The organism is Fodinicurvata sediminis DSM 21159 (genome assembly GCF_000420625.1).
Taxonomy (GTDB): domain Bacteria; phylum Pseudomonadota; class Alphaproteobacteria; order Kiloniellales; family DSM-21159; genus Fodinicurvata; species Fodinicurvata sediminis.
The window spans coordinates 46,168-66,948 of record NZ_ATVH01000019.1; the positions used below are offsets into that span (position 1 = coordinate 46,168).

Genomic DNA, 20,781 nt, shown 5'->3' on the forward strand with positions numbered 1-20,781 from the left:
TCCATGGTGCGTGTGCGGATTCCCCAGTACGAAGCCCAGGCCCGCGCGAGCGTGACCTCCATGCCGCGGGTCAGCCCCGAGCGCTTCGCCGCCGCGGCCGCCGCGCCGATGCAGGGCGCCCAGGACGTGATGAACCAGGTGCAGGAGTTCGCCGAACAGCGCCTGGAGTCGCGCCGGAAAGCCGACCTGGTGCGCGTCGAGAGTGCCGCCGCGCGCGGCCTGACGGAACTGCAGCTGGAGCTGGAGCGCGAAAGCGACTGGCGCAACATGGAACAGCGCTGGGAGGAAGGCGTGCAGGGCCTGCGCGAGCAGATCCTGGAAGACACCGATGACCCGGCCGTGCGCGAGGCCTTCGAGCAATCCTATCAGCGCCTGGCGCTCGACAAGGAAGTCAACGTCCGCCGCAAGGCCTTCAAGATGGAAGTCGACGACGCCAAGGCCACGCTGGACAACACGCTGCCCGAATATGCGCGCCTGGCGGCCTCGGCCGAAAACCAGGCGGAACGCACGGAGCTGCTGGCGCGCGGGCGCACGGCGATCGGGGAAATGGCCGAAGCCGGCTACATCACGCAACAGGAGGCCGTCGCACGCGAGCGCGACCTGCTGGGCCAGGTCGACACGGCGGACGTCCTGAACGCCATCCGCGAGGATCCCGATCATGCGGTGGATCTGCTGATCGATCCGAACAACTATCGCAACCTGGGCGAGGAACAGCGCGCGCGGCTGCTCGATCGCGCGGACCGCCGCGCCGAAGCCCGTCAGAGGTCGGCGCTGGCCGCCCAGGAAAAACGCCAGCGCCAGGAAGAGGCCGCCGCGCGCCGCCGGCGTGAGGACCGGGCCTTCGAGATGTTCCAGACCATAAGCACGGCCGACGATCCGACCCTGCTGGGCGAAGAGCTGGAGGAAGCCGCCCGGAAGCGCGAGATCAGCTTCTCGGACTATCGTCTGCTGCGCAGCACGCTGGAGGACGAAAGCGCGCCCGAGGACGATGAGGGCCTGGTCCTGGCGATTGAGGACATCATCCTGCGCGAAACGCGCGCGCCGGAAGAGGTGCATGAAATGATCCTGGAGGGCCGGCAGGATGGCCGCCTGACGGATGATACCGTGCGCCGGCTGTGGGACAAGAACCGGCAGATCAGCCGGCAGGAAAGTATCTACAGCAGCCACGATTACAGCCGGGCCGTGGATTTCATCGAGCGGCATATCGTGACCACCGGGCCCGGCTCGACCTTCGTGCGCGGCGACGAACAGCGCCGCCTGGCCCGCGCCATGGCGGAACTGGACCGCAGGCTGGAGGCCGGCGAAGAGCTGCCGGCCATTCGCGAGGATATCGTCGAGCGCTACGGCACGGAGACGACAAGCACCCTGGACCTGCCGCGCCCGCGGCGCGCGCCCAATGGCGTCGAGAGCCTGGAGGACGTGGAAGCCGCGCGCGCCGCCACGGCCGATGCCCATGATGCCGGCGAACTGGCCGTCGATCGCTTCGAGCAGGAAATGGAACTGCTGGACGAATACGAACGCCGGCTGCGCGCGCAGATGCGGCAACAACAACAGATGAACCAGGACGGGGACCGCAGCCGATGAGCGACCTGACAGACCGCATCCGGGGCGAACAGTCGGGCCAGACCGGACGGACCCCGGCGGATCCGACAGATAACCTTTCGCGTGGTGATGACCAGGCCCTTCCGGACCTGCGCCCGGCTGGCACGGCGGCGGATGATGATGGTGCGGCCGATCGCGACCAGGCCAGCACCTCCGGTCCGCAGCTGGACGAACGGCGTTCGCCGGCGGACCAGGAGCCGGTCCTGATCCCGGAAGAGGACGATCTGTCCAAGGCCTATCGCGAGAAGCTGCGCGAGACCAGCCCGCACATGGAGTACCTGCGTAAGCGCCGCCGGGAACGGGAAGCCGAAGCCGCCGGCGGTGAGGCGGCCCGTGCGGACAGCGAAACCGGTGCCGGTGCCGAAGGGCCTGACGCGGCGCCCCAGTCTGCAGCGGGTCCGGATGGCGATGATGGCGGACTGTGGGACCAGACCCTGGACACGGCGGGGGATGTGGCTTCCGACGTCGGCACCGGCGTAACAATCGACCTGCCGCGCAGCGTGGCGGGCGGTGTGCGCGACTTCGCCCGGAACACCATCGATGCGGTGGATGACCTGGCCGGGTGGCTGGATGCCAATGTGGCGGACCTGAGCTATGGCGAGGATGTCACGGTCGAGCTTCCGGAAATTCCCGAACCGCGCTCGATGACCGGGCAGGGCATTCGCGATGTCACGGCCTTTCTCACCGGCTTCCTACCGGCCCTGCGCGCCCTGCGCGCGGCCCGGGGCACAGGTGCCGCAGGCGCCGCGCGGCAGGTCAGTACAGGGCGCAAGGTCGCGGAAGCTGCCGGCGCCGGTGCTGTGGCCGATGCGCTGGCCTTCGATCCCGAGGATCCAAACCTGGCCAGCCTGATCGAGGCCGTGCCGGCCCTGGAAAACCCGGTGACCGAGTACCTGGCCACCGGTGAGGCGGAAGGCGAGAGCGCGGACGCGCGGGCCGCCGAACGCCTGGAGGGGCGCATCAAGAACGCCCTGGTGGGCAGCGGCGTGGGGGTGGTGGCGGACGGCGTGGTCCTGGGGCTGCGCGCTCTGCGCAATGCCCGCAGCCTGAGACAGACGGCCGGAGAGGATGCCGAGAGCGCCGCGCGAGCCCTGGAAGAGGAAGCCGACCGGCCAACGGATCTTTACGATCGCCTGGGCGATACGGCGCGGCCTCTGGTCGAATTGCCCGAGGACGCCGCCGCCCGCGAGGCCACCGAAGCCGGCACGGGCCGCGCGGCGGAAGACGGCCTGTCCGGTCAAACGGCCACGGATGATGCGGCGGCCGATGCGGCGGCGGACGCAACCGAGGCCGGAACGGGCCGGCAGGCAGAGGCACCGCAGGATCCCTGGTTCGGCCTCGACCCCGAAGAGGTCGCAGAGCGCGCGGACCGCTATCTGAACGGCCGCGTGTCCGTGAAGGACCTGCCCTTCCGGATGAACTGGGCCAAGGTCGCCACGGAAGAGGACTTGCAGACGGCGGTGCGGCGTGTGGCCGGCCTGTTCAAGGGGCGGATCGATGACGCCCGGCGCGGCCGGATCAGTGACGAGGCCCTGCAGGACCTGGCCGGCCGGTTGGACATGACGCCGGAGGACCTGCTGGCACGCCAGGGCGGGGACACTTGGAATGCCGAGGAAATGGTGGCCGCCCGCGCCGTCCTGGAAAGCTCGGCCGAGAACCTGACGGAACTGGCCCGGGTCGCGCGCGGCAGTACCGACAACAAGGATCTCTATCAGTTTCAACGCATGATGGCCCTGCACGGCGCCCTGCAGAAGCAGTTCCAGGGCGCGGCCTCGGAGGCCGGCCGGGCGCTACGCGCCCTGCAGCTGCCCACGGGCAGCCGGGCGCGGCAGCTGCTGCAGATCAACGAGACCCTGGAACAGACCGGCGGCGGCCCCGACCAGGTGCGCAAGCTGGCGCATGCCATGAGCGAAATCAGCGACCCGGCCCTGCTGGACAAGGCGGCCCGCGGCTCGATCGGGCAGCGCGTCACGGACAGCCTGATCGAGGCCTGGTACTTCGCGCTGTTGTCCGGTCCGAAGACGCACGCCGTCAATATCGCATCGTCGGGGGTGTTCTCGCTCTATCGCATCCCGGAGCGCGCGCTGGCCAGCCGGATCGGCCGCGCCTTCGGCGGGGACGGTGTGGCTGATGGCGAGGCGGCCGCGATGGCCTATGGCCTGGTCCACGGGTTCCGCGATGCCCTGCGCCTGGCCGGCCGGGCCTTCCGCACCGGAGAGCCATCGGACGTGTTCGGCAAGGTCGAGACGCGCCGGGAAGGGGCGGTATCGGCCGAAAACTTCGGCCTGGAGGGTGTGCCTGGCAAGGCGCTGGACCTGCTGGGCGGTGTATTGCGCCTGCCGACACGGGCGCTGATGGCGCAGGATGAGTTCTTCCGCGTGATCGGCAAATCGATGCAGACGCGTGCCACCGCCTTGCGGCAGGCGCGCCAGGAGGGCCTGGAAGGCGATGCTCTGGTCGCCCGGGTCAACGAGCTGCTGGAAAATCCCAGTGACCAGATGCTGGACGATGCGCTGGCCTTCTCACGCTCCCTGACCTTCACGCGGCCGCTGGGCGATGCTGGCCAGAGTCTTCAGCGCGCGGTCAACAACATGCCCGCGGCCAAGTTCGTCCTGCCCTTCATCCGCACGCCGGTCAACCTGATGAAGGAAGCGGGGTCACGAACGCCGTTCGCATTGCTGAACCCGACCGTGCAGGCGGACCTGCGCGCCGGCGGCGCCGCGCGCGACCTGGCCCTGGCCAAGATCTCCATGGGGTCCATGCTAATGCTGACAGCGGCCGACCTGGCCCTGTCCGGCGTCGTCACCGGCTCCGGCCCGCAGCAGCCGGAGTTGAAGGCGGCCTGGCGCCGCTCGGGCAAGCAGCCCTATTCCGTGAAGGTGGGGGATACCTGGTACAGCTACAGCCGCGCGGATCCGTTCGGCATGATCCTGGGCCTGTCCGCGGACTATGCCCAGATCGCCGGACAGATCAGCGAGAAGGATGCGGCGGAACTGGTCGCCGCCGGTACGCTGGCCGTATCCAACAACGTCACCTCGAAGACCTGGCTGCAGGGCCCCGCAGACCTGATGGACGCGATCACGGATCCCGATCGCTATGGCGAACGCTGGCTGCAGCGCTTTACGGGCACCCTGGTGGTGCCCACGGGGCCGGCCCAGGTGGCGAGCACCATGGATCCCACGCAGCGCGCGGTCTGGTCGATCCGTGATGCGATCGTCAGCCGGGTACCTGGTTACTCGGAGACCCTGCCGCCGCGCCGCAACCTGTGGGGCGAGCCGGTGGTCCTGGAAGGCGGCCTGGGGCCGGACATCATATCGCCGATCTACAAGCAGGGCGAAAAGGACAGCCCGATCGACGAGGAGATGATCCGGCTGGACCTGGGCGTGCAGCTGCCCACCAAGACGATCGAGGAGATCGAGCTGGAGCCGGAAGAATACGACCGCTACGTCCAGCTGGCCGGCAACGGCGCCAAGGATCCATCCACCGGCCTGGGGGCCTATGACACCCTCAACGGTATCATGGAGGGCAGCCACCCGCTGTCCGGCCGCTATGCCTCGGCCACCGATGAGATGAAGCGGACCATGATCCGCCGTGTCATAGGCGAGTTTCGCGACCTGGCCCGGGAGCAGGTCATGCAGGAATTCCCGGAACTGAGCGCCCTGCGCCGCGAACGCTGGGAAGAGCAGCGCCGGGCCGTGACGGGCAGTCCCGCACCAGACACGCCGGAGGGCGGCGCAGAGCCGCGCCTGAGGTAGGAGAAGAGCCATGACAATCGAGACCACCACCAGCCGCTGGGCCTATACGACGGACGGAGAAACCACGGAGTTCTCGTTCGACAACGTCATTTTCGATGCAGCGGATATTCAGGTCCTGCTGGACGGCGAAGACCTGGATGACCTGAATATCGAGTACGAAGTGTCGGGCGCCGGCAGCAGCGACGGCGGCACGGTGACGATCGATCCGGCGCTCGAGACCGGCAAGACGCTTGTCCTCATCCGGCGCGTGGAGTCCACCCAGGAAGTCGCGTTGCCAGGCGGCGGCCGTTTTCCCAGCTCGACCATGGAGCGCATGGCCGATCGCGCGATCGTGCTGATCCAGCAACTGGAGGAAGCCGTTCAGCGCACGCTGAAGCTTTCCCCGGGCGATGCCCAGGTGGCCGATCAGATTTTGCCGACGCAAAGCGGCCGCGCCAACAAGGCCCTGGTCTTCGACGGGGACGGCAACATCCGCGTCTCGCAAGACGACTATGACGACCAGGCCGCCAATGCGGAGGCCTCGGCAACAGCGGCCGCCAACAGCGCGTCCGCCGCGTCCAGTTCTGCCTCTACAGCTTCGAATGCGGCAGCGGCGGCGGCCGGGTACCGGGACACGGCGGAGCAGCACAAGAACGATGCCGAGGCTGCTGCGGCAAGCGTGTCGACCACCACTGAAATCGATCCAGGCGCACCAGGGACCAACCTGCCCAATGCGACTGCCGTGGTCGGTTATATCGGCCGCATCAATGGCATCACCATGATCACAGTCGAGGAGGCCTGACCCATGATCGGAGTCCCCCGCGTCCTGCGCACACGGCAGGACTATGAGAACGTGCGCGCCGGCGTGCTGGAAGGCCGCTATGGCGCGCAGGAGAGGGCACGCGCCCTGGCGCACTGGCAGGCCCTGCTGAGCCGTCACCGCTATGTCTTCGATCGCGAGCTGGCGGAAGGTGAGGCGCCGGACGGGCCGGAGCCGGACTATACTGTCCTGGTCCTGCGCGATGAGGAGACCGACGCGGTGACCGCGCGCCAGCAGCGCGTGCGGATCGAGGACCCCAAGGCCCGGATCTTCAAGCTGGGCTACAGCGTGCCCGAGGTCGAGGCGGCGATTTCAGACATGGAGGGCGTTATCAATGGCGCTGGTTAAGAGAGCAGTCCCAGCAGACGGGCCCGGTCACATCAATCTGATGGGCCGCCTGGCCAAGGGGACAGGCGACACGCTGGATATCCCGGCCGGCATCATCAATGTGGGCGGCGCCGGCGAGGGCTTCCGCTTGGCATCCGCGACCGACTGGGACCCCACCGCCAATGATGACGGAACGGTCACAGCCCTGGCCCTGGGCGATGACGTCTATATCTATGCCGTACAGGACAGCAGCGGCACGGCGGGGCTGGTCGCCAGCAAGAACGCCACCTACCCGGACGGCTATACGGCGGACAATTCGCGCAAGCTGGGCGGGTTTCACTATGGCCGGGTGCGGCCGCTGTCGGATCGCTACAGCGCCGGGGCTACATTGCCGGTTCAAATCGTGCCGAACAGTGTCTGGGACCTGAAGCACCGGCCCACCTGTGATCCCACGGGCATGGTCGAAATCTGGGATGGCGGGCCCTGGATCGACATCTATCTCAACTCCGCCGATGGCGCGACGTGGCCCGATACCATGGGTCTGTCGGTATATGACGCCGCACCGGTCCGGAATGACAATTCACCCTATGCGGTATGGGATTTTTACTGGATGGCCGCGAACGCCGGAAAGCGCCTGGCGATGGCTACAGAGATGATGGTGGCCGCCTATGGCATCCCTGGCGGCGCGCAGGGCGGTAGCGGGCCCAACAATACTGGCGATGACACGGGGTATGGATTTGAGGCTGTTTCGTGCAAAAACATTGATCAGCCTAGCGGCGCGCTATGGCACGTCACATGGGACATAGGCAATACAGACGGCAGCTATAACGGCACCAGCCAGGGCCAGGACAGCGCCTTCGCGACGGGCAGCGCACGCCACCATACAGCCCTGACAGGCGGCACCTGGGCCGACGGCTCGACGGCCGGCGCCCGCTGCTCGCATTACGGCCTTCTGTGGTTTGTCGGTGGCCTCTATGGCTTCCGCGCCGCCTGCGATCCGCTGTGACCTGTCATCTGGAGACCTGTCTTGGAACCGTTGATCCTGGAGCAAAAGATGGCGGACTTCGCTGACTATCTTTTTCCTGTCGTGGACCGCTTCCCGAAAACGGAAAAATTCGCCTTAGCGACCCAGATCAAGAACGCGGTCTACGACCTGATGCGGCTGACCATCCGCATGCGGAAGTCCAGGGACAAACTGAAGTGGCTGTATGAAATCGACATCGGCCTCGAGCAACTGCGTTTTCTGGTGCGCCATGCACACAGGCGGAGGTTCTTGTCCAACCGGCGCCAGGAGGTTGTAGCTCGCTGGGTCACGGAAATAGGCAAGATATTGGGAGGCCTGATCAAGACGAAACAGGGCGCGCGGCCCTAAGGCGGCAACTGGGACGACGGCTCGACGGCCGGCGCCCGCTGCTCGAATAACGGCAATCTGTGGAATGTCAATGGCAACTATGGCTTCCGCGCCGCCTGCGACCCCTTGGGGTTCGCGATAGACAGGGCAGACCGGGTTTTGTCCTGCAGCGATCCGGAAAGGAATCGGAGCTGCGTGTCCTCGCCAGGAGGGCGAAATCTTAACAGGCTGGGGCGGCAGACGTGGCCCCGGCCGGCACAGAAGGAAGGATGACCGTGTTCGATGAAATGATCAGCTGGGAGCGGATGCTGGAGGCCTGGCGCCTGGCCGCGAAGGGCAAGCGCTACAAGCCCGACGTGCTGCGCTTTGGCCGGCAGTGGGAGGAAGAGCTGATCGAGCTGCAGCATCAGTTGGTCTGGGACATGTGGCGGCCCCGGCCCATGCGGCGCTTCACGGTGCAGCGGCCCAAGACGCGCCTGATCGAGGCACCGGACTTTCGCGACCGCATCGTCCATCACCTGCTGGCGCTGGCCTGCGAGCCGCTGTTCGAGCGGCGCTTCGTGGCGCACAGCTTCGCCTGCCGGAAGGGCATGGGCACGCATGCCGCACGCTCGCACGTGATGGCCATGCTGCGCCAGGCGCAACGGCGCTGGGGCCGGGTCTATGTGCTGCAATGCGACGTGCGGCAGTTCTTTCCCAGCATAGACCACGAGACGCTACTGCGCCGGATCGCCCGCATCGTCCAGGATGAGCGCGTCCTGCAGGTCTGGCGCCGCGCCATCCTGCGCGACGACCAGGCGACGGGCCTGCCCATCGGCGCGTTGACCAGCCAGATGAGCGGGAATGTGTACCTCGACCCGCTGGATCACTGGATCAAGGACGATCTGGGCTGTCCGTACTATGCCCGCTATATGGACGACTTCATCATCCTGGGCCCGGACAAGGGGCGCCTGCAGGATCTGCGCACGGCGATCGCGCAGCGCCTGGCGAATGAAGACCGGCTGCAGCTGCACCCCAAGAGCCAGGTCTATCCGGCCAGCCAGGGCGTGGACTTCTGTGGCTATCGCTCCTGGGCCAGTCACGCCCTGCCACGCAAGCGCAACCTGGTCGCGGCGCGCAAGCGTCTGCGGCGGCTGGCACAAAGGCATGCGGCGGGCGAGATCGGGCCGGAGCGCCTGGAGGCCTCGCTGGCCAGCTTCGAGGGCTACACCAAGCACTGCGACGGCGCGCGGTCCACGGCCTCGATCCTGGCCGAAGTGGAAGAGACCCTGGGGCAGCCGCTGCACCAGGTGGTGCGACGGAAGGAGGCGGCCTGATGTATATCCTGTGGTGGCTCATACTCTGGGCAATCGGGCGCATCGAGCCGGTCGATCGCGACCGGCTGCGCCATGTCTTCGGGTGGCTGGATCCGCGCATGGATCCACACTGGGCGCGGGTCTGGCGGAACCTCAAGGGGCTGTGGCGGCCGTCGCGGCTGATGGACCTGCCGCATTCGATCGAGAACCTGAGCACCGAATGGGCCCGGCTGGACAGCCAGAGGTCCCAGAAGTGGTATCGCTCTGTGATCCACTGGCTGCTGATCATCCTGGTGGCGGTGACCGTCACGTAAGTCCAAACCCCGACAGAGCAGGAGGCCGCATGTCGGAAAATCGTGAAATGGACAGACTCTGGCGGGAACTGGAAACGATCCGGAAGGCGCAGGCCGATACCAATCAGGCCCTGACGGAAGCCGCGAAATCCCTGGCGGTGGTGACGGAGAAGCTGGCCACGGCCGAGCGCAGCCGCGCGCATCAGAAGGATGCCCTGGATCGCCTGGCCACCCTGCAGGAGAAGATGATCGACCAGCTGAGCAAGCTGCCGACAATGGAGAAGCGCCTGGAGGACGTGGAAGGCGGCCTGCAGGATTACCGCAAGACAAAGCTGCGCGTGCTGGGCGGCCTGGCTGGCCTGACCGCATCGTCGGGCGCGATCGGCGCCGCCGTCCAGCGCTGGCTGGGCTCGTAACGCGGCAGAGAGGGGGCGCAGAGAAGCAAGGAGACAGGACAGGGCGTCACACGGGTCAGAAGAAAAGGAGCCCGCCATGAACGATCGTGAAGCGCTGTGGCGCACCCTCTATGGAGAAGCCGAACCCTGGGACAAGCAGGACGCCCTGGCCATTGGCCACGTGATCCTGAACCGGGTGGGCTGGAAGAACTGGCCGGACAACATCGTCGACGTCTGTTTCCAGCCCAAGCAGTTCAGCTGCTGGAACGATGACAATCCGCGCAAGGGGTATCTTTCGCGGGCCCGGCCGGAGAAATCCGAGTGGACCGAGTATCTCTATGAGCTGGCCGGCCGTCTGATCCGCGATGAGGCAGAGCCGGATCCGACCAACGGGGCGACGCACTACTATGCCACCTATGCGCCGGAACCCCGCTGGGCCAGGGGCAAGACCCCGGTCTTTGAGACCGATGGGCTGGAGGTCACGCACCTTTTCTACAACGACATCGACACGCCGGCGCCGCGCGATGCGAAGGAAGCCCTCGACCAGGCCCGGCCGCTGAAAGAAACGCGCTCGATGCGGGCCGCCGCCGGACAGACGGTGGTCGGGGGCGGCAGCCTGGCGCAGGGTGCCTCCGAAATGACCGACGCGATCGAGCAGGGCGCCAGCCTGATGGATGGCCGCGGCCTGCTGCTGACCATTGCCGGCCTGGCGATCATCGGCCTGGCCGCCTGGCAGATCTGGGCGCGCATGGATGATCGCGAGCAGGGCCGCAGGTGATGGCCGTGATGGGAGCACTGTGGTCGGCCGCACGAACGGCGTTCGCCTGGGTGACCTCCGGTGCCGGCCAGGTCCTGGGACTGGTCGCGGCCGGCCTGCTGGTGGCCTATCGCGTCTGGCGGGCCGGGCGCACCAGGGAACGCCTGGAACAGAAGGAACGGGAAGATGAAAGCCGGGAAAAGCAGAAAGCTGCCGCCGATCGCTATCGCCGCGACGGCGGTGCTGTTAGGCGCCTGCAGCGCAAGCGGTACTAGCGGATCCATCGCCAGGCCGGAGCTGCGCGCCTATCCAGGGGACATGCAGCTGAAGGCGGCAGAGGAGCTGCAGGCTCTGCCGCCGCCCTGTCCGATCGCCGGGCCCTATGAGGGGTGCTCGGTGCTGCGGGTCTTCGCCGAAGACTATGGCGAGCTGCGCGCGCGGATCCGTGAGGAGTAGGGCTGGTTAATTCTGGTCACCGCAAAAATCGCGACAAGCGTGTGTCAAATTGGCCGCTGAGACTGTCCAACTTTACCCGCAAAACGCCTTGAAAATGCAGGGGAAAGTTGGACGGCGCATTGATTTTGCTGTATTCCGAACAGACTCTTAATCAGCGGGTCCAAGGTTCGAGTCCTTGTGCGCCCACCATTTTTCCTAGCAAAATCAATCTGTTACGAGGGGTTCACTAACGTGGCGTGAACTCCCTTCCAGACTCCGGACAGGTTTTGATCTGACCCCAAAGCTTCATCCAGTTGTGTCTGGAGTGCGCTGAGGCCCTGATCTTCTTCAGGAACTGAAGGGACCTATCCGCTTTTGCGCCGCCAGAAAGGCTGGTTGTGGAAGCGTTTTTCGCGGGCGTAGACCTGATGTCTTTCCTGGCGGAACTGGTCCACCCCTTTAGCGATTGTATGGGCGTAGTCTGCCACGGGTGCGCGATCGCCTCTCAGGAATGAGTCCGCAGCGGCGGCTGCGTGCTGTCCCGACCAGAGAGCCGTGGTTAGGCCGTGGGATGACAGGGGATCGAAGGCGGCGGCTGCATCTCCGGCGGCGGCCCAGCCGGCACCGTCAAGAATTCCGGCAGCCGGTTCCAGCCAGGCGGTTGCAGCCGAGGTGAGCTTTGGCGAATTGCCTGCCTTGAAGCCGGCGCTGTCGATCCAGCGCTGAATATAGAGTGTGTCCTCGACAAGGGCCTGCCAGGCCACCCTGTCACGTGTCAGGCCGCGCGGCTGCAGGTCGGGATCGCTGAAACGGGCCACGACCATGCGCCGGGCTTGTGACCGGCGCTGTGGCAGGAGGCTGGCGTACCACCAGCCATCCGCCACGGCCTCGATCATGGTGGCGGCTGTGGGCTCGATGTCGGTATCCTGCTGGTCCAGGAACGCATAGGCGGCAAGCAGTTGGTCGTCCTGGTGCTGGCGCGCGAAGTGGCGCCCAGCCACGGCCTTGCGTCCACTGCAATCAATGACGAAGCCGGCTGATACCTCCTGGCCACTGCCCAGGCGCAGGCGCCAGTGACCATCTGCCGCCTGCAGACTCTCCAGGGTGGTCTCCTGTCTTTCCAGGCCGGTTGCCAAGGCAGCGCTGCGCAGTTGCGCTTCGAAGGCTGGCCTGTCGAGGACAAGCCCCGGTCCCTGCAGCCGAAGAGCATCGCTGCGCTCGGTCAGGTGATCGCTGCCCCAGCAGGAGAAAAGGGCGTTGGCGGGTCGGTGCGCCGGCCCGGTGAACAGCTCTTCAAGTCCGAGCGCCGCGAGCAGAGGCCGCGCCGACGGTGAGAGAGATTCGCCGATCCGCGCCTCCTTGGTGTCCGGCGGAGTGATCCACAGGACGGCGCGCGCCAATTGGCCCAAGGCCAGGCAGGCAGCCGCGCCGGCAGGCCCGCTGCCGATGACGGCAACACTGTCAGTGCTCAAAGGCCTGTTCTCAACGGGGCAGGGGCCCCTTGTCCTCTGTCCAGTCGAAACGGATCTCCATGTTGTCGCGCCCGACCTCGACAAAAAGGTCCTGCGGGATGGCATCGGGGCGTTCAGGGTCGCTGGGGCCTGGCCGCTTCACGATGAAGCCCATGCGTTGCCAGAGCGCGATCATGTTGGTGATGCCGTCCCAGTAGCTGGCATTGGCGTGATAGCCGATACCCGCCACACCCCGCGACCAGGGCACCCGGTTTTCATAGAAGCGCCGACGCTGGTCGGCGGGCAGGTCCGCGCGCATCAGGGCGTCGTAATGGTCTTCCGGCAGGACATCGACCGGCAGAAGGGCGGGCCACCAGACGGCCGTCGGGAAGTCGTCCTGCATCAGGACGTCCTGGCAACTGAAGGCATCGCACTGCCAGGGCAGACCCATCCAGCGGGTCAGGTCGCCAGGCATCTGCGGGCCGATGGGTGCGGGTGCACCGTTGCCGCCCTGAAAGGCAGCTTCAGGCGTGAGCAGCCGGCCGACATCCTGCAGCAGGCTGTCGCGTTGCCCCAGAGCGAGCCGGAAGGGCTCGGCCTTCGGGTCGTGCGCGCGGGCGTAGAGTGGTGCCAAACGCAGGTAATATGTCAGCTCCACGCCGGGATGGAAGGCGCCGCCCGAACAGTTCTCGAGTGCGGCCTCGCTCAGCGCTGCCGGCTGTTGGGTCAGGGGAACCTGGTTCAGGCTGTCGATCGCATCCGCTGTGGCGTCCTCCAGATCGTTCGTGAAGTCGCCGGCGGCCCAGTGCTCCAGGAAGGCGTACTGCAGTTTGGGAAAGCGGAACCACTGCAGGGGGCTACCATTGTAGTTGATCCCGTCCCCCAGCATGAAGGGCAGCTTCAGGCGCTCGTCCCGGTAGGCGGTGTCGCTGTCGTTGTTCGGATCCCTGAATTTCGCGAAGACCTCACGGCGGAAGGACTCGTTGTAAGGCCCTGGGTCAGCCAGCCTTTCGATATAGGCGGGGTCGGAAAAGTCCCCGATTTCCAGCCAGCCCTGCCTCAGGAAGGCCGCTTCCGAAACCCACTCCATCAGCGCCAGGCGTCGGAAGATGGGATAGATATGCTTGCGAAACGACAGCGGCAGAACCGGTGCTTCCTGCCAGCCTTCTGACACGTTCAGGTCGCTGATCACGTCATGCAGGGTCGTGATGGGCGGGATCTCGGGGGCGAAGTTGGGCCCGACACAGGCAACCCACCCGGGGTCGGCGTTGAGCGTTCTTCCATCCGCCAGGGTCACCTCGGCACGCACGGGCCCGTCGCACCAGTCGTCATACGAGCCGTCGTTATCGGCGAAGCTGGTGATGGGACTGCCGACCGGGCTGTCCGAGATGCCATCGGGCGGCAAGACCAGAAGCCGGCCCTCGGCATCGGTCCTGAGCTGGCCGAAGCCCACATTCGTCCGGTCGTGAAAGCGTCCCCACATGGCGAAGTCAGGGTCGCTGCCTTCGGCGTTGGTATCCTTGCCGGAAATGGTGGTCGGGCCGCCATCAATCACCAGCATGCGGGCGCGCTCTTCGGCGCTGACGAAATGGGAATTGCGTTTCTCTCCGGGCAAACCCGGGGCCAGGTCGTCATTGTCCAGGGGGTTGCTGAAGCCGTACCAGGCCGCCTTGGTGTTGGCGACATGAACATTCCAGCGGATCGATGCCTTGCCTTCGGTTACCTCGCCGATGACGCGGCCCTTGTCGTCGAAGGCATAGATACGGAAGCGCTGGACCTGTTTCTTGATGAGGCGTGTGCCGTCCTTGAAGCCGCCTTCGGGTTGGGGCGGAAGGCCGGGTACTTCAGGTGCCAGATACCACTCCGGACTGCCTCCGACCCTGGAAATGCCGATCGCTGGATAGACCCCCAGGCGAGCGATCCTGGCCCCTTCGGGCGCAGGTTCGAGCGAAGGCAGGGCGGCCACGCTGGCCTTGGGAAGGAGGGGCAGGCCGGCCATGAAGGCCGTACCGGTGGCCAGGAAGTCGCGTCTACGGAGCGTTGGTCCCTTGTCGGATGGGTTCATTCGGGCAAGCCATTTCTTGTTTGTCCTGTTCCGGTGCAAAGGTAGTTTCTGCCCGGAAGGAAAGTCCAGTGCTTTGTCTGCGCTCGGCTGTTTCTTATCCCGCTGGCCTTGCAGGAAGGGAAATGATAAACAAGTATTTGGAATACTGTTTTCGGAGTCGATATGACAGCTGCCGAGCGGCGGGAAGCCGTCACCAATCGCATCATCGAGGAAACCGGCATCGATGAGGCGATGATCGAACGCCTGGTCCAGGCCTTCTATGGCAAGGTACGCCAGGATCCTGTTCTGGGCCCGGTCTTCGAGGCCCAGGTTAAGGACTGGGACCTGCACCTGCAGCGCATGTGCGCTTTCTGGTCTTCGGTTGCGCTTCTGACCGGGCGCTATCATGGTCGTCCCATGGAAAAGCATCTGAACCTGCCTGTGGACCATCGTCACTTCGATCACTGGTTGGCCTTGTTCCGGGAAACGGCGAACGAGGTCTGTCCGCCTGCCGCAGCGCATCACTTCGTGGAGCGGGCCGAACGGATTGCCGAAAGCCTGGAGCTGGGCATTGCGGGCTTTCACGGTCATGTCCTGATGAAGGGGGAACGGCTGCAACGCCCGGATAGTGAAGTCCACCTGCCGGAGACCTCACGGCCGGAAGGCGTCGAGGTCGGCGAATGAAGCTGCAGGTGGAGGCGGTCCTGCTGGGGGATCTGAAGCCTTTGGGACGCCAGGGGGTGCCCAGTGGAATCGACAAGCAACCGGTCGCGACAAGCGTCGAGGTCGGGCTCGAGGGCCTGCTGGGCGATCATCAGGGCGACCGAAAAAACCATGGCGGGCCGGAGAAGGCCATTCATCACTATCCTCGCGATCACTACGACTGGTGGCTTGCGCACTATCCCGATCTGGCGCTGCCGCTGGACCGTCCCGGACGGTTTGGCGAGAACATATCCACCAGGGGACTTGATGAATCGGCAGTCTGTATCGGTGACATCGTTCGCCTGGGCACGGCCGTGGTCCAGGTGTCGCAGGGGCGCCAGCCCTGCTGGCGCCTGAATGCCCGTTTCAACGAGAAGACCATGGCCCGTCGGGTTCAGGAGTCGGCGCGCACGGGCTGGTACTATCGTGTCCTGGAAAGCGGGAAGGTGGCCCCCGGTGACAGCCTGGACCTGCTGGAACGGCCGGCCAGGAACTGGAGCCTGCAGCGCGTCCTGCACGTTCTCTATCGCGATACACTCAATCGTGAAGCCTTGAGCGAACTGGCGGAACTTTCGGTTCTGGCGGACTCCTGGCGTAACCTGGTGCATCGCCGTCTGGAAAAGGCGGAGGTGGAGGATTGGACAGCGCGCCTGGAGACTCCTCTTCAGGAGTGAAGGGCTAAATTCACATCGAGCGGCTGTGGTCTGAGGCAAAAGGTCTCATGGATCCTTTCTCGATTGCAGCGAAAAAAGATGCGACTATAGACAAGCCAAAGAGATGGTTGATGTTCATGATCGCGGACAGCAGGACTCCTCGTTTGCCGAGGGCTTGCAGATCCGTTTCAGGGGGCGGTCTTGTATTCCAGTTTTTCCTTTGACGATTTCTCACGACAGATAGCGGCGGTGGCGGCACCATGATTTCCCAGCTGACGAAAGGCGAGCGACAGCTCGCGCTTTTCATCTCCATTGCGGTGGCGTTCCTGGGCCTGGCCATGGCTGGTGCCGGCTTCGGCAATCCACTGGGGTTCCACGGCTTCATCGTCCTGCTTTTCGCACTGGGCGTAACCTTCCTGGTCCTGTCCGGTTATTTCGCTGCGGAACCAAGCCCAGAGCGACTGAAGCAATACTATGACGACCCCATCAAGGTGGGCGTCATCCTGTCCCTTGTCTGGGGGGTCATCGGCATGTTCATGGGAGTCTGGGTGGCTGCGCTGCTGGCCTGGCCCGAGATGACCTTCGATGCTGCCTGGGCCAGCTTCGGGCGCTTGCGGCCCGTTCACACGACCGGCGTGATTTTCGGCTTCGGTGGCAACGCCCTGATCGCCACCTCCTTCCACGTCATGCAGCGCACCTCGCGGGCCAGGATGCCCGATCAGTTCAGCCCCTGGTTTGTATTGCTGGGCTACAACCTCTTCTGCCTGCTGGCGGTCACCGGCTATTTCATCGGCGTAACCCAGTCCAAGGAGTATGCCGAGCCGGAGTGGTACGCCGATATCTGGCTCGTTGTCGTCTGGGTGACCTACCTGGTGCTCTACCTGCGCACCCTGGCCCGCCGGCAGGAGCCGCACATCTATGTTGCCAACTGGTATTACCTGGCCTTCATCCTGGTGGTGGCGATGCTGCATATCGTCAATAACCTGGCCATGCCCATTTCACTGACGGCGGCCAAGAGCTATTCGGCCTTCTCGGGCGTCCAGGATGCCATGACCCAGTGGTGGTACGGGCACAATGCCGTGGCCTTCTTCCTGACAGCCGGTTTCCTGGGGATGATGTACTACTATCTGCCCAAGCGGGCTGAGCGGCCGATCTTCTCGTACCGCCTGTCCATCGTCAGCTTCTGGGGCATCACCTTCCTCTACATGTGGGCCGGTTCGCACCACCTGCACTACACGGCCTTGCCGCACTGGGTGCAGACCCTGGGCATGACCTTCTCGGTCATGCTGCTGGTGCCCTCCTGGGCCTCGGCGGCCAATGCCCTGCTGACGCTGAACGGTGCCTGGCACAAGGTGCGTGACGATGCGACCCTGCGCTTCATGATGGTGGCGGCCGTCTTCTACGGCATTTCCACCTTCGAAGGCTCCTTCCTGGCCATCCGGCCGGTGAACTCTCTGTCGCACTATACCGACTGGACCGTGGGGCACGTGCATGCCGGCGCCCTGGGCTGGGTGGCCCTGATCACCTTCGGGGCGATCTATACCCTGGCGCCGATCCTCTGGAAGCGCCAGCGTATGTACTCCCCGGCGTTGGTGGAGGTCCATTTCTGGCTCGCACTGGCCGGTACCCTGGTCTACGTCTTTGCCATGTGGAATTCCGGCATCATTCAGGGGCTGATGTGGCGGACCTACAATGAAAGCGGGACGCTGACCTATTCCTTCATCGATTCCCTGGTGGCCATGCATCCCTATTACATCGCCCGCACCATCGGCGGCCTGCTGTTCCTGGCCGGTATCGTCGTCGGTTCCTACAACATATGGATGACCATACGCCGAGCGCCGGGGCTGGAAGCCAGCGAGACCCGGCAGGACGAACCGGTCACAGCGGGTGCGGCGCCATCATCTGTCAGTGCGGGGGAGTAAGATGTTCGGTCTGCACTATAACCTTGAACGTCGTTCCATCGGGCTGGCCGTTGCCATCATCATTGTGGCCAGTATCGGTGGCCTGGTGGAAATCGCGCCACTGTTCACCATCGACGAGACGGTGGAAGAAGATCCGGACATGCGTGTGTATACGCCGCTGGAATTGGCCGGGCGCAACATCTACATCAGCGAGGGCTGCTATGCCTGCCACTCGCAGATGGTCCGGACCCTGCGGGACGAAGTGGAACGCTACGGTCCCTATTCGCTGGCGGTGGAATCGCAATACGACCATCCGATGCTCTGGGGCTCGAAACGCACAGGGCCGGACCTGGCACGCGTCGGTGGCAAGTATTCCGATGCCTGGCATGTGGCGCACCTGGAAGATCCGAGGGACGTGGTCCCGGAATCGGTCATGCCGTCCTATGCCTGGCTCAGCCGCAACGAGCTGGAACGGGAAGACCTGGACAAACACCTGTCGGCCATGCGGAAGGTTGGCGTGCCCTACAGCGACGCGATGATCGAGAATGCGCCTGAGGATGCCTATGGCCAGGCCAACCCGGACAGCAGCCGTGCCGAGGGCGTGGCCGAGCGTTATGGCGATGACACGAACATCCGCAGTTTTGACGGCGATCCCGAGCGGGTCACCGAGATGGATGCCCTTGTTGCCTATCTGCAGATCCTTGGCCGTCTGACCGATGCGGCTCAGGACCAGCCTGCGCTTGATGAGTCCGAACTTGTGGAAGAGGAGTGAGGCGCATGGAAATCGATCACGGAACCCTGGTGGCCTTCGCCAAATCCTTCGGACTTTTCTACCTGATGATTTTCTTCGCAGTGGTGCTGGTCTATGCCTGCTGGCCCTCGAACCGGGACCGTTTTGACCGGGCAAAGAAGAGTATTCTCAATGACGAGGACGGGCCATGTCGGTAGGAGAGCGCGACCCGCACAGCGGGCACATGACCACGGGGCATGACTGGAACGGCATCAAGGAGCTGAACCGACCGGTCCCCAAGATCATCTGGCTGTTCCTGATTGCCACGTTCATCTTCTCGGTGGTCTACTGGATCCTGATGCCGGCCTGGCCCCTGGGGGTGACCTACACGCGCGGTCTGCTGGGTCTTGACCAGACGGATACGCTGCAGGCCCAGCTCGAGGAAGGGGCGGAGCGGCAGTCCGCCTGGGCCAGCCAGATCGAGGAATTGAGCTTCGACGAGATCCGCCAGGACACCCAGTTGATGGATACGGTTCGCGATACCGGCAGCACATTGTTCGGTGACAACTGCGCCGTCTGCCACGGGACGAATGGACGAGGCGGACCCGGTTATCCGAATCTGAGCGATCAGGCCTGGTTGTGGGGCGGTGCCCCGGAAGAAATCCAGCAAACCCTTCGGGTCGGAATTAACTCCGATCATCCCGAAAGCAGGATAGCCGAGATGCTGGCTTTCGGTGAGAACAACATGCTGGGACGCGACGAGATTCGCGATGTCGTCACATATGTCCAATCCTTGTCCGATCCCGAGGCCGTTGCCGATCGTCCGCAAGAGGCGCTTGCAAACGGCGAGGAGATCTTCACCGCGAATTGCGCCAGCTGTCATGCTGAAGACGGCAGTGGCATGACTGAACTGGGCGCGCCGGACCTGACCGACAATTCCTGGATTTACGGCAGCGACCGCCAGTCGATCTATGACACTATCTTTCATGGACGCCAGGGCGTCATGCCGCATTGGGAGGCGCGCCTCAGCCCATTGGAACTCAAGATCCTGTCCCTCTATGTCGCGGACATGAGTGCAGGGGAAGATTAGGATGGCGCAGGAGCAGGCAACAGTAGAGTGGCGTAGGAAAAAGCGTACACGACTGCTTGTTCTGCTTTCCGTGGCGGCGGGGGTGGCGCTTTTTCTTGGCGCCAATGCCCATCTGCTTCACGTGGCCTTCACCTCCCAACCGGACTGTGTTCCGCACAGCAAGGCGCCCGAGGAAAGTGATGGCAAGTACCGTGCGGCAAAATCCGCCTGTTGAGGTCTTGTGATATGATTAGAGTGAACAGCAAGCAGAGCGAGTGACATCATGGCCAAGCTTCCCGATCCTGTTCCGCCTCTGCCGCGTGATTACGGTTTTCAACGCGACCTGCCTGCCATGGCTGCCTTTGATTGGCTGAAAGCGGGCTGGGCGGATTTCAGGAAAGAGTCATCGCAGAGTCTGGCTTACGGCATCCTGGCCTTCGTGCTGTCCTTTGTATTGGTCGGCGGGCTTTTTGCACTGTCCCTGGACTATATTCTCTTTCCGGCGATTGCCGGTTTCATGGTCGTCGGCCCTTTCCTTGCCATTGGGCTGTATGAAAAGAGTAGACGAATTCAGGAAGGCCGTCCCGTTACCTTGGGCGAGATGATCCTGGTGCGTGGGGAGTCCGGCGGGCAGATGCTTTTCACGGGTGTTCTGCTTTGTCTTCTGATGCTGCTTTGGATGCGCGCAGCCGTCCTGATCTATGCTCTGTTTTTCGGCCTGACGCCCTTTCCGGGGCTGGATGATGTTGCCGGTATGCTGTTCACCACGGCAACCGGATGGTGGCTGCTGATCGTGGGCAGCCTGGTGGGTGGCCTGTTTGCTGCCTTTGCCTTCGCGATCAGTGTCTTCGCAGTGCCCATGCTGCTGAATGAGCGGACGGATGCCTTGACTGCCATGGGAACCAGCATGGCCCTGGTCTGGAACAACCTGCCGATCATGCTGGTCTGGGGGGCAATTGTCGTCGTGCTGTTCGGAGTTAGTGTCCTAACGGCCTTTCTGGGACTTATCGTGGCCTTCCCTGTCCTGGGGCATGCGACATGGCATGCCTACCTGGCGATACGACAGCCAGGTCGCCGCACAAGTGAAGCACCGCAAGGCAACCTGGAAGAGGGGTACGACGGAGCCGTCTCATGAGTTGTTGCACCTCGAAGGAGGGGGGCAACCAAGAGGGGGAAAGGCCGACTGGGGATAATCGGGCCGGAAACAATTGGACTGGGGACC

General features: G+C 64.4%; 22 protein-coding genes. 20 read left to right on the plus strand and 2 right to left on the minus strand.

The annotated features are described in order from the left end of the window. The first annotated feature begins 3 nt into the window (after positions 1 to 3). The 12 genes from G502_RS0116445 to G502_RS22335 all read left to right on the plus strand — a co-directional run bounded on the left by G502_RS0116445 (position 4) and on the right by G502_RS22335 (position 11,030). Positions 4 to 1,584, plus strand: coding sequence for a hypothetical protein (locus tag G502_RS0116445; protein WP_022729779.1), 1,581 nt, complete (start codon positions 4 to 6; stop codon positions 1,582 to 1,584). After that, the gene (locus G502_RS0116450; RefSeq protein WP_022729780.1) at positions 1,581 to 5,357 is read left to right on the plus strand and encodes a hypothetical protein; all 3,777 of its coding nucleotides are present in this window, start codon (positions 1,581 to 1,583) and stop codon (positions 5,355 to 5,357) included. Before G502_RS0116445 ends, G502_RS0116450 begins: the two co-directional genes overlap by 4 nt. Positions 5,358 to 5,367: 10 nt before the next feature. Beyond that, positions 5,368 to 6,138: a hypothetical protein gene (locus tag G502_RS0116455; protein WP_022729781.1), complete on the plus strand. Its 771-nt coding sequence runs from the start codon at positions 5,368 to 5,370 to the stop codon at positions 6,136 to 6,138. 3 nt (positions 6,139 to 6,141) lie between these two features. Beyond that, a complete protein-coding gene (locus G502_RS0116460) occupies positions 6,142 to 6,504 on the plus strand; it encodes a hypothetical protein (protein WP_022729782.1) in 363 nt (120 codons plus the stop codon). Further along, the gene (locus G502_RS21690) at positions 6,491 to 7,489 is read left to right on the plus strand and encodes a phage major tropism determinant (RefSeq protein WP_155957884.1); all 999 of its coding nucleotides are present in this window, start codon (positions 6,491 to 6,493) and stop codon (positions 7,487 to 7,489) included. The genes G502_RS0116460 and G502_RS21690 overlap by 14 nt, the downstream gene beginning before the upstream one ends. A 30-nt stretch (positions 7,490 to 7,519) precedes the next feature. Further along, complete coding sequence (avd, locus tag G502_RS0116470) at positions 7,520 to 7,855, plus strand: diversity-generating retroelement protein Avd (RefSeq protein WP_281170032.1); 336 nt, start codon at positions 7,520 to 7,522, stop codon at positions 7,853 to 7,855. A gap of 248 nt (positions 7,856 to 8,103) precedes the next feature. Beyond that, entirely contained in the window at positions 8,104 to 9,150 is a 1,047-nt protein-coding gene (locus G502_RS20870) for a reverse transcriptase/maturase family protein (RefSeq protein ID WP_022729785.1), read from the plus strand. Next, positions 9,150 to 9,443 (plus strand): hypothetical protein, encoded by a 294-nt coding sequence (locus G502_RS0116480; protein WP_022729786.1) that lies wholly within the window; start codon positions 9,150 to 9,152, stop codon positions 9,441 to 9,443. Before G502_RS20870 ends, G502_RS0116480 begins: the two co-directional genes overlap by 1 nt. A gap of 29 nt (positions 9,444 to 9,472) precedes the next feature. After that, positions 9,473 to 9,838, plus strand: a complete 366-nt coding sequence (locus tag G502_RS0116485; protein ID WP_022729787.1) for a hypothetical protein — start codon at positions 9,473 to 9,475, stop codon at positions 9,836 to 9,838. A gap of 76 nt (positions 9,839 to 9,914) precedes the next feature. Continuing rightward, a complete protein-coding gene (locus tag G502_RS21695) occupies positions 9,915 to 10,595 on the plus strand; it encodes a cell wall hydrolase (RefSeq protein ID WP_022729788.1) in 681 nt (226 codons plus the stop codon). A 5-nt stretch (positions 10,596 to 10,600) separates the two neighbouring features. Then, positions 10,601 to 10,849, plus strand: a complete 249-nt coding sequence (locus tag G502_RS0116495) for a hypothetical protein (protein WP_155957886.1) — start codon at positions 10,601 to 10,603, stop codon at positions 10,847 to 10,849. Positions 10,850 to 10,892: 43 nt separating this feature from the next. Then, positions 10,893 to 11,030: a hypothetical protein gene (locus G502_RS22335; RefSeq protein ID WP_022729790.1), complete on the plus strand. Its 138-nt coding sequence runs from the start codon at positions 10,893 to 10,895 to the stop codon at positions 11,028 to 11,030. Positions 11,031 to 11,374: 344 nt separating this feature from the next. Here the strand turns inward: G502_RS22335 and goxB are convergent, their stop codons facing one another. Beyond that, positions 11,375 to 12,481, minus strand: a complete 1,107-nt coding sequence (goxB, locus tag G502_RS0116510) for a glycine oxidase maturase GoxB (protein ID WP_022729791.1) — start codon at positions 12,479 to 12,481, stop codon at positions 11,375 to 11,377. A gap of 10 nt (positions 12,482 to 12,491) precedes the next feature. Further along, positions 12,492 to 14,525, minus strand: coding sequence for a CTQ-dependent glycine oxidase GoxA (gene goxA, locus G502_RS0116515; protein WP_022729792.1), 2,034 nt, complete (start codon positions 14,523 to 14,525; stop codon positions 12,492 to 12,494). 162 nt (positions 14,526 to 14,687) lie between these two features. On the opposite strand from goxA, the gene G502_RS20880 reads away from it, so the two are divergent. The 8 genes from G502_RS20880 to G502_RS20890 all read left to right on the plus strand — a co-directional run bounded on the left by G502_RS20880 (position 14,688) and on the right by G502_RS20890 (position 20,694). Then, complete coding sequence (locus G502_RS20880) at positions 14,688 to 15,188, plus strand: group III truncated hemoglobin (protein WP_022729793.1); 501 nt, start codon at positions 14,688 to 14,690, stop codon at positions 15,186 to 15,188. Next, on the plus strand, positions 15,185 to 15,880 hold the full coding sequence (locus tag G502_RS0116525) for an MOSC domain-containing protein (protein ID WP_022729794.1): 696 nt from the start codon (positions 15,185 to 15,187) through the stop codon (positions 15,878 to 15,880). Before G502_RS20880 ends, G502_RS0116525 begins: the two co-directional genes overlap by 4 nt. 239 nt (positions 15,881 to 16,119) lie before the next feature. Beyond that, entirely contained in the window at positions 16,120 to 17,781 is a 1,662-nt protein-coding gene (ccoN, locus tag G502_RS0116530) for a cytochrome-c oxidase, cbb3-type subunit I (RefSeq protein WP_022729795.1), read from the plus strand. 1 nt (position 17,782) lies between these two features. Next, entirely contained in the window at positions 17,783 to 18,532 is a 750-nt protein-coding gene (gene ccoO, locus G502_RS0116535) for a cytochrome-c oxidase, cbb3-type subunit II (RefSeq protein ID WP_022729796.1), read from the plus strand. Positions 18,533 to 18,537: 5 nt separating this feature from the next. Beyond that, positions 18,538 to 18,708, plus strand: coding sequence for a cbb3-type cytochrome c oxidase subunit 3 (locus tag G502_RS22110; RefSeq protein WP_022729797.1), 171 nt, complete (start codon positions 18,538 to 18,540; stop codon positions 18,706 to 18,708). Then, positions 18,699 to 19,580: a cytochrome-c oxidase, cbb3-type subunit III gene (gene ccoP, locus G502_RS0116545; protein ID WP_022729798.1), complete on the plus strand. Its 882-nt coding sequence runs from the start codon at positions 18,699 to 18,701 to the stop codon at positions 19,578 to 19,580. Before G502_RS22110 ends, ccoP begins: the two co-directional genes overlap by 10 nt. Position 19,581: 1 nt before the next feature. Beyond that, complete coding sequence (locus G502_RS20885; RefSeq protein WP_022729799.1) at positions 19,582 to 19,794, plus strand: hypothetical protein; 213 nt, start codon at positions 19,582 to 19,584, stop codon at positions 19,792 to 19,794. 48 nt (positions 19,795 to 19,842) lie between these two features. After that, positions 19,843 to 20,694, plus strand: a complete 852-nt coding sequence (locus G502_RS20890; RefSeq protein ID WP_022729800.1) for a DUF2189 domain-containing protein — start codon at positions 19,843 to 19,845, stop codon at positions 20,692 to 20,694. The last annotated feature ends 87 nt before the right edge of the window (positions 20,695 to 20,781 follow it).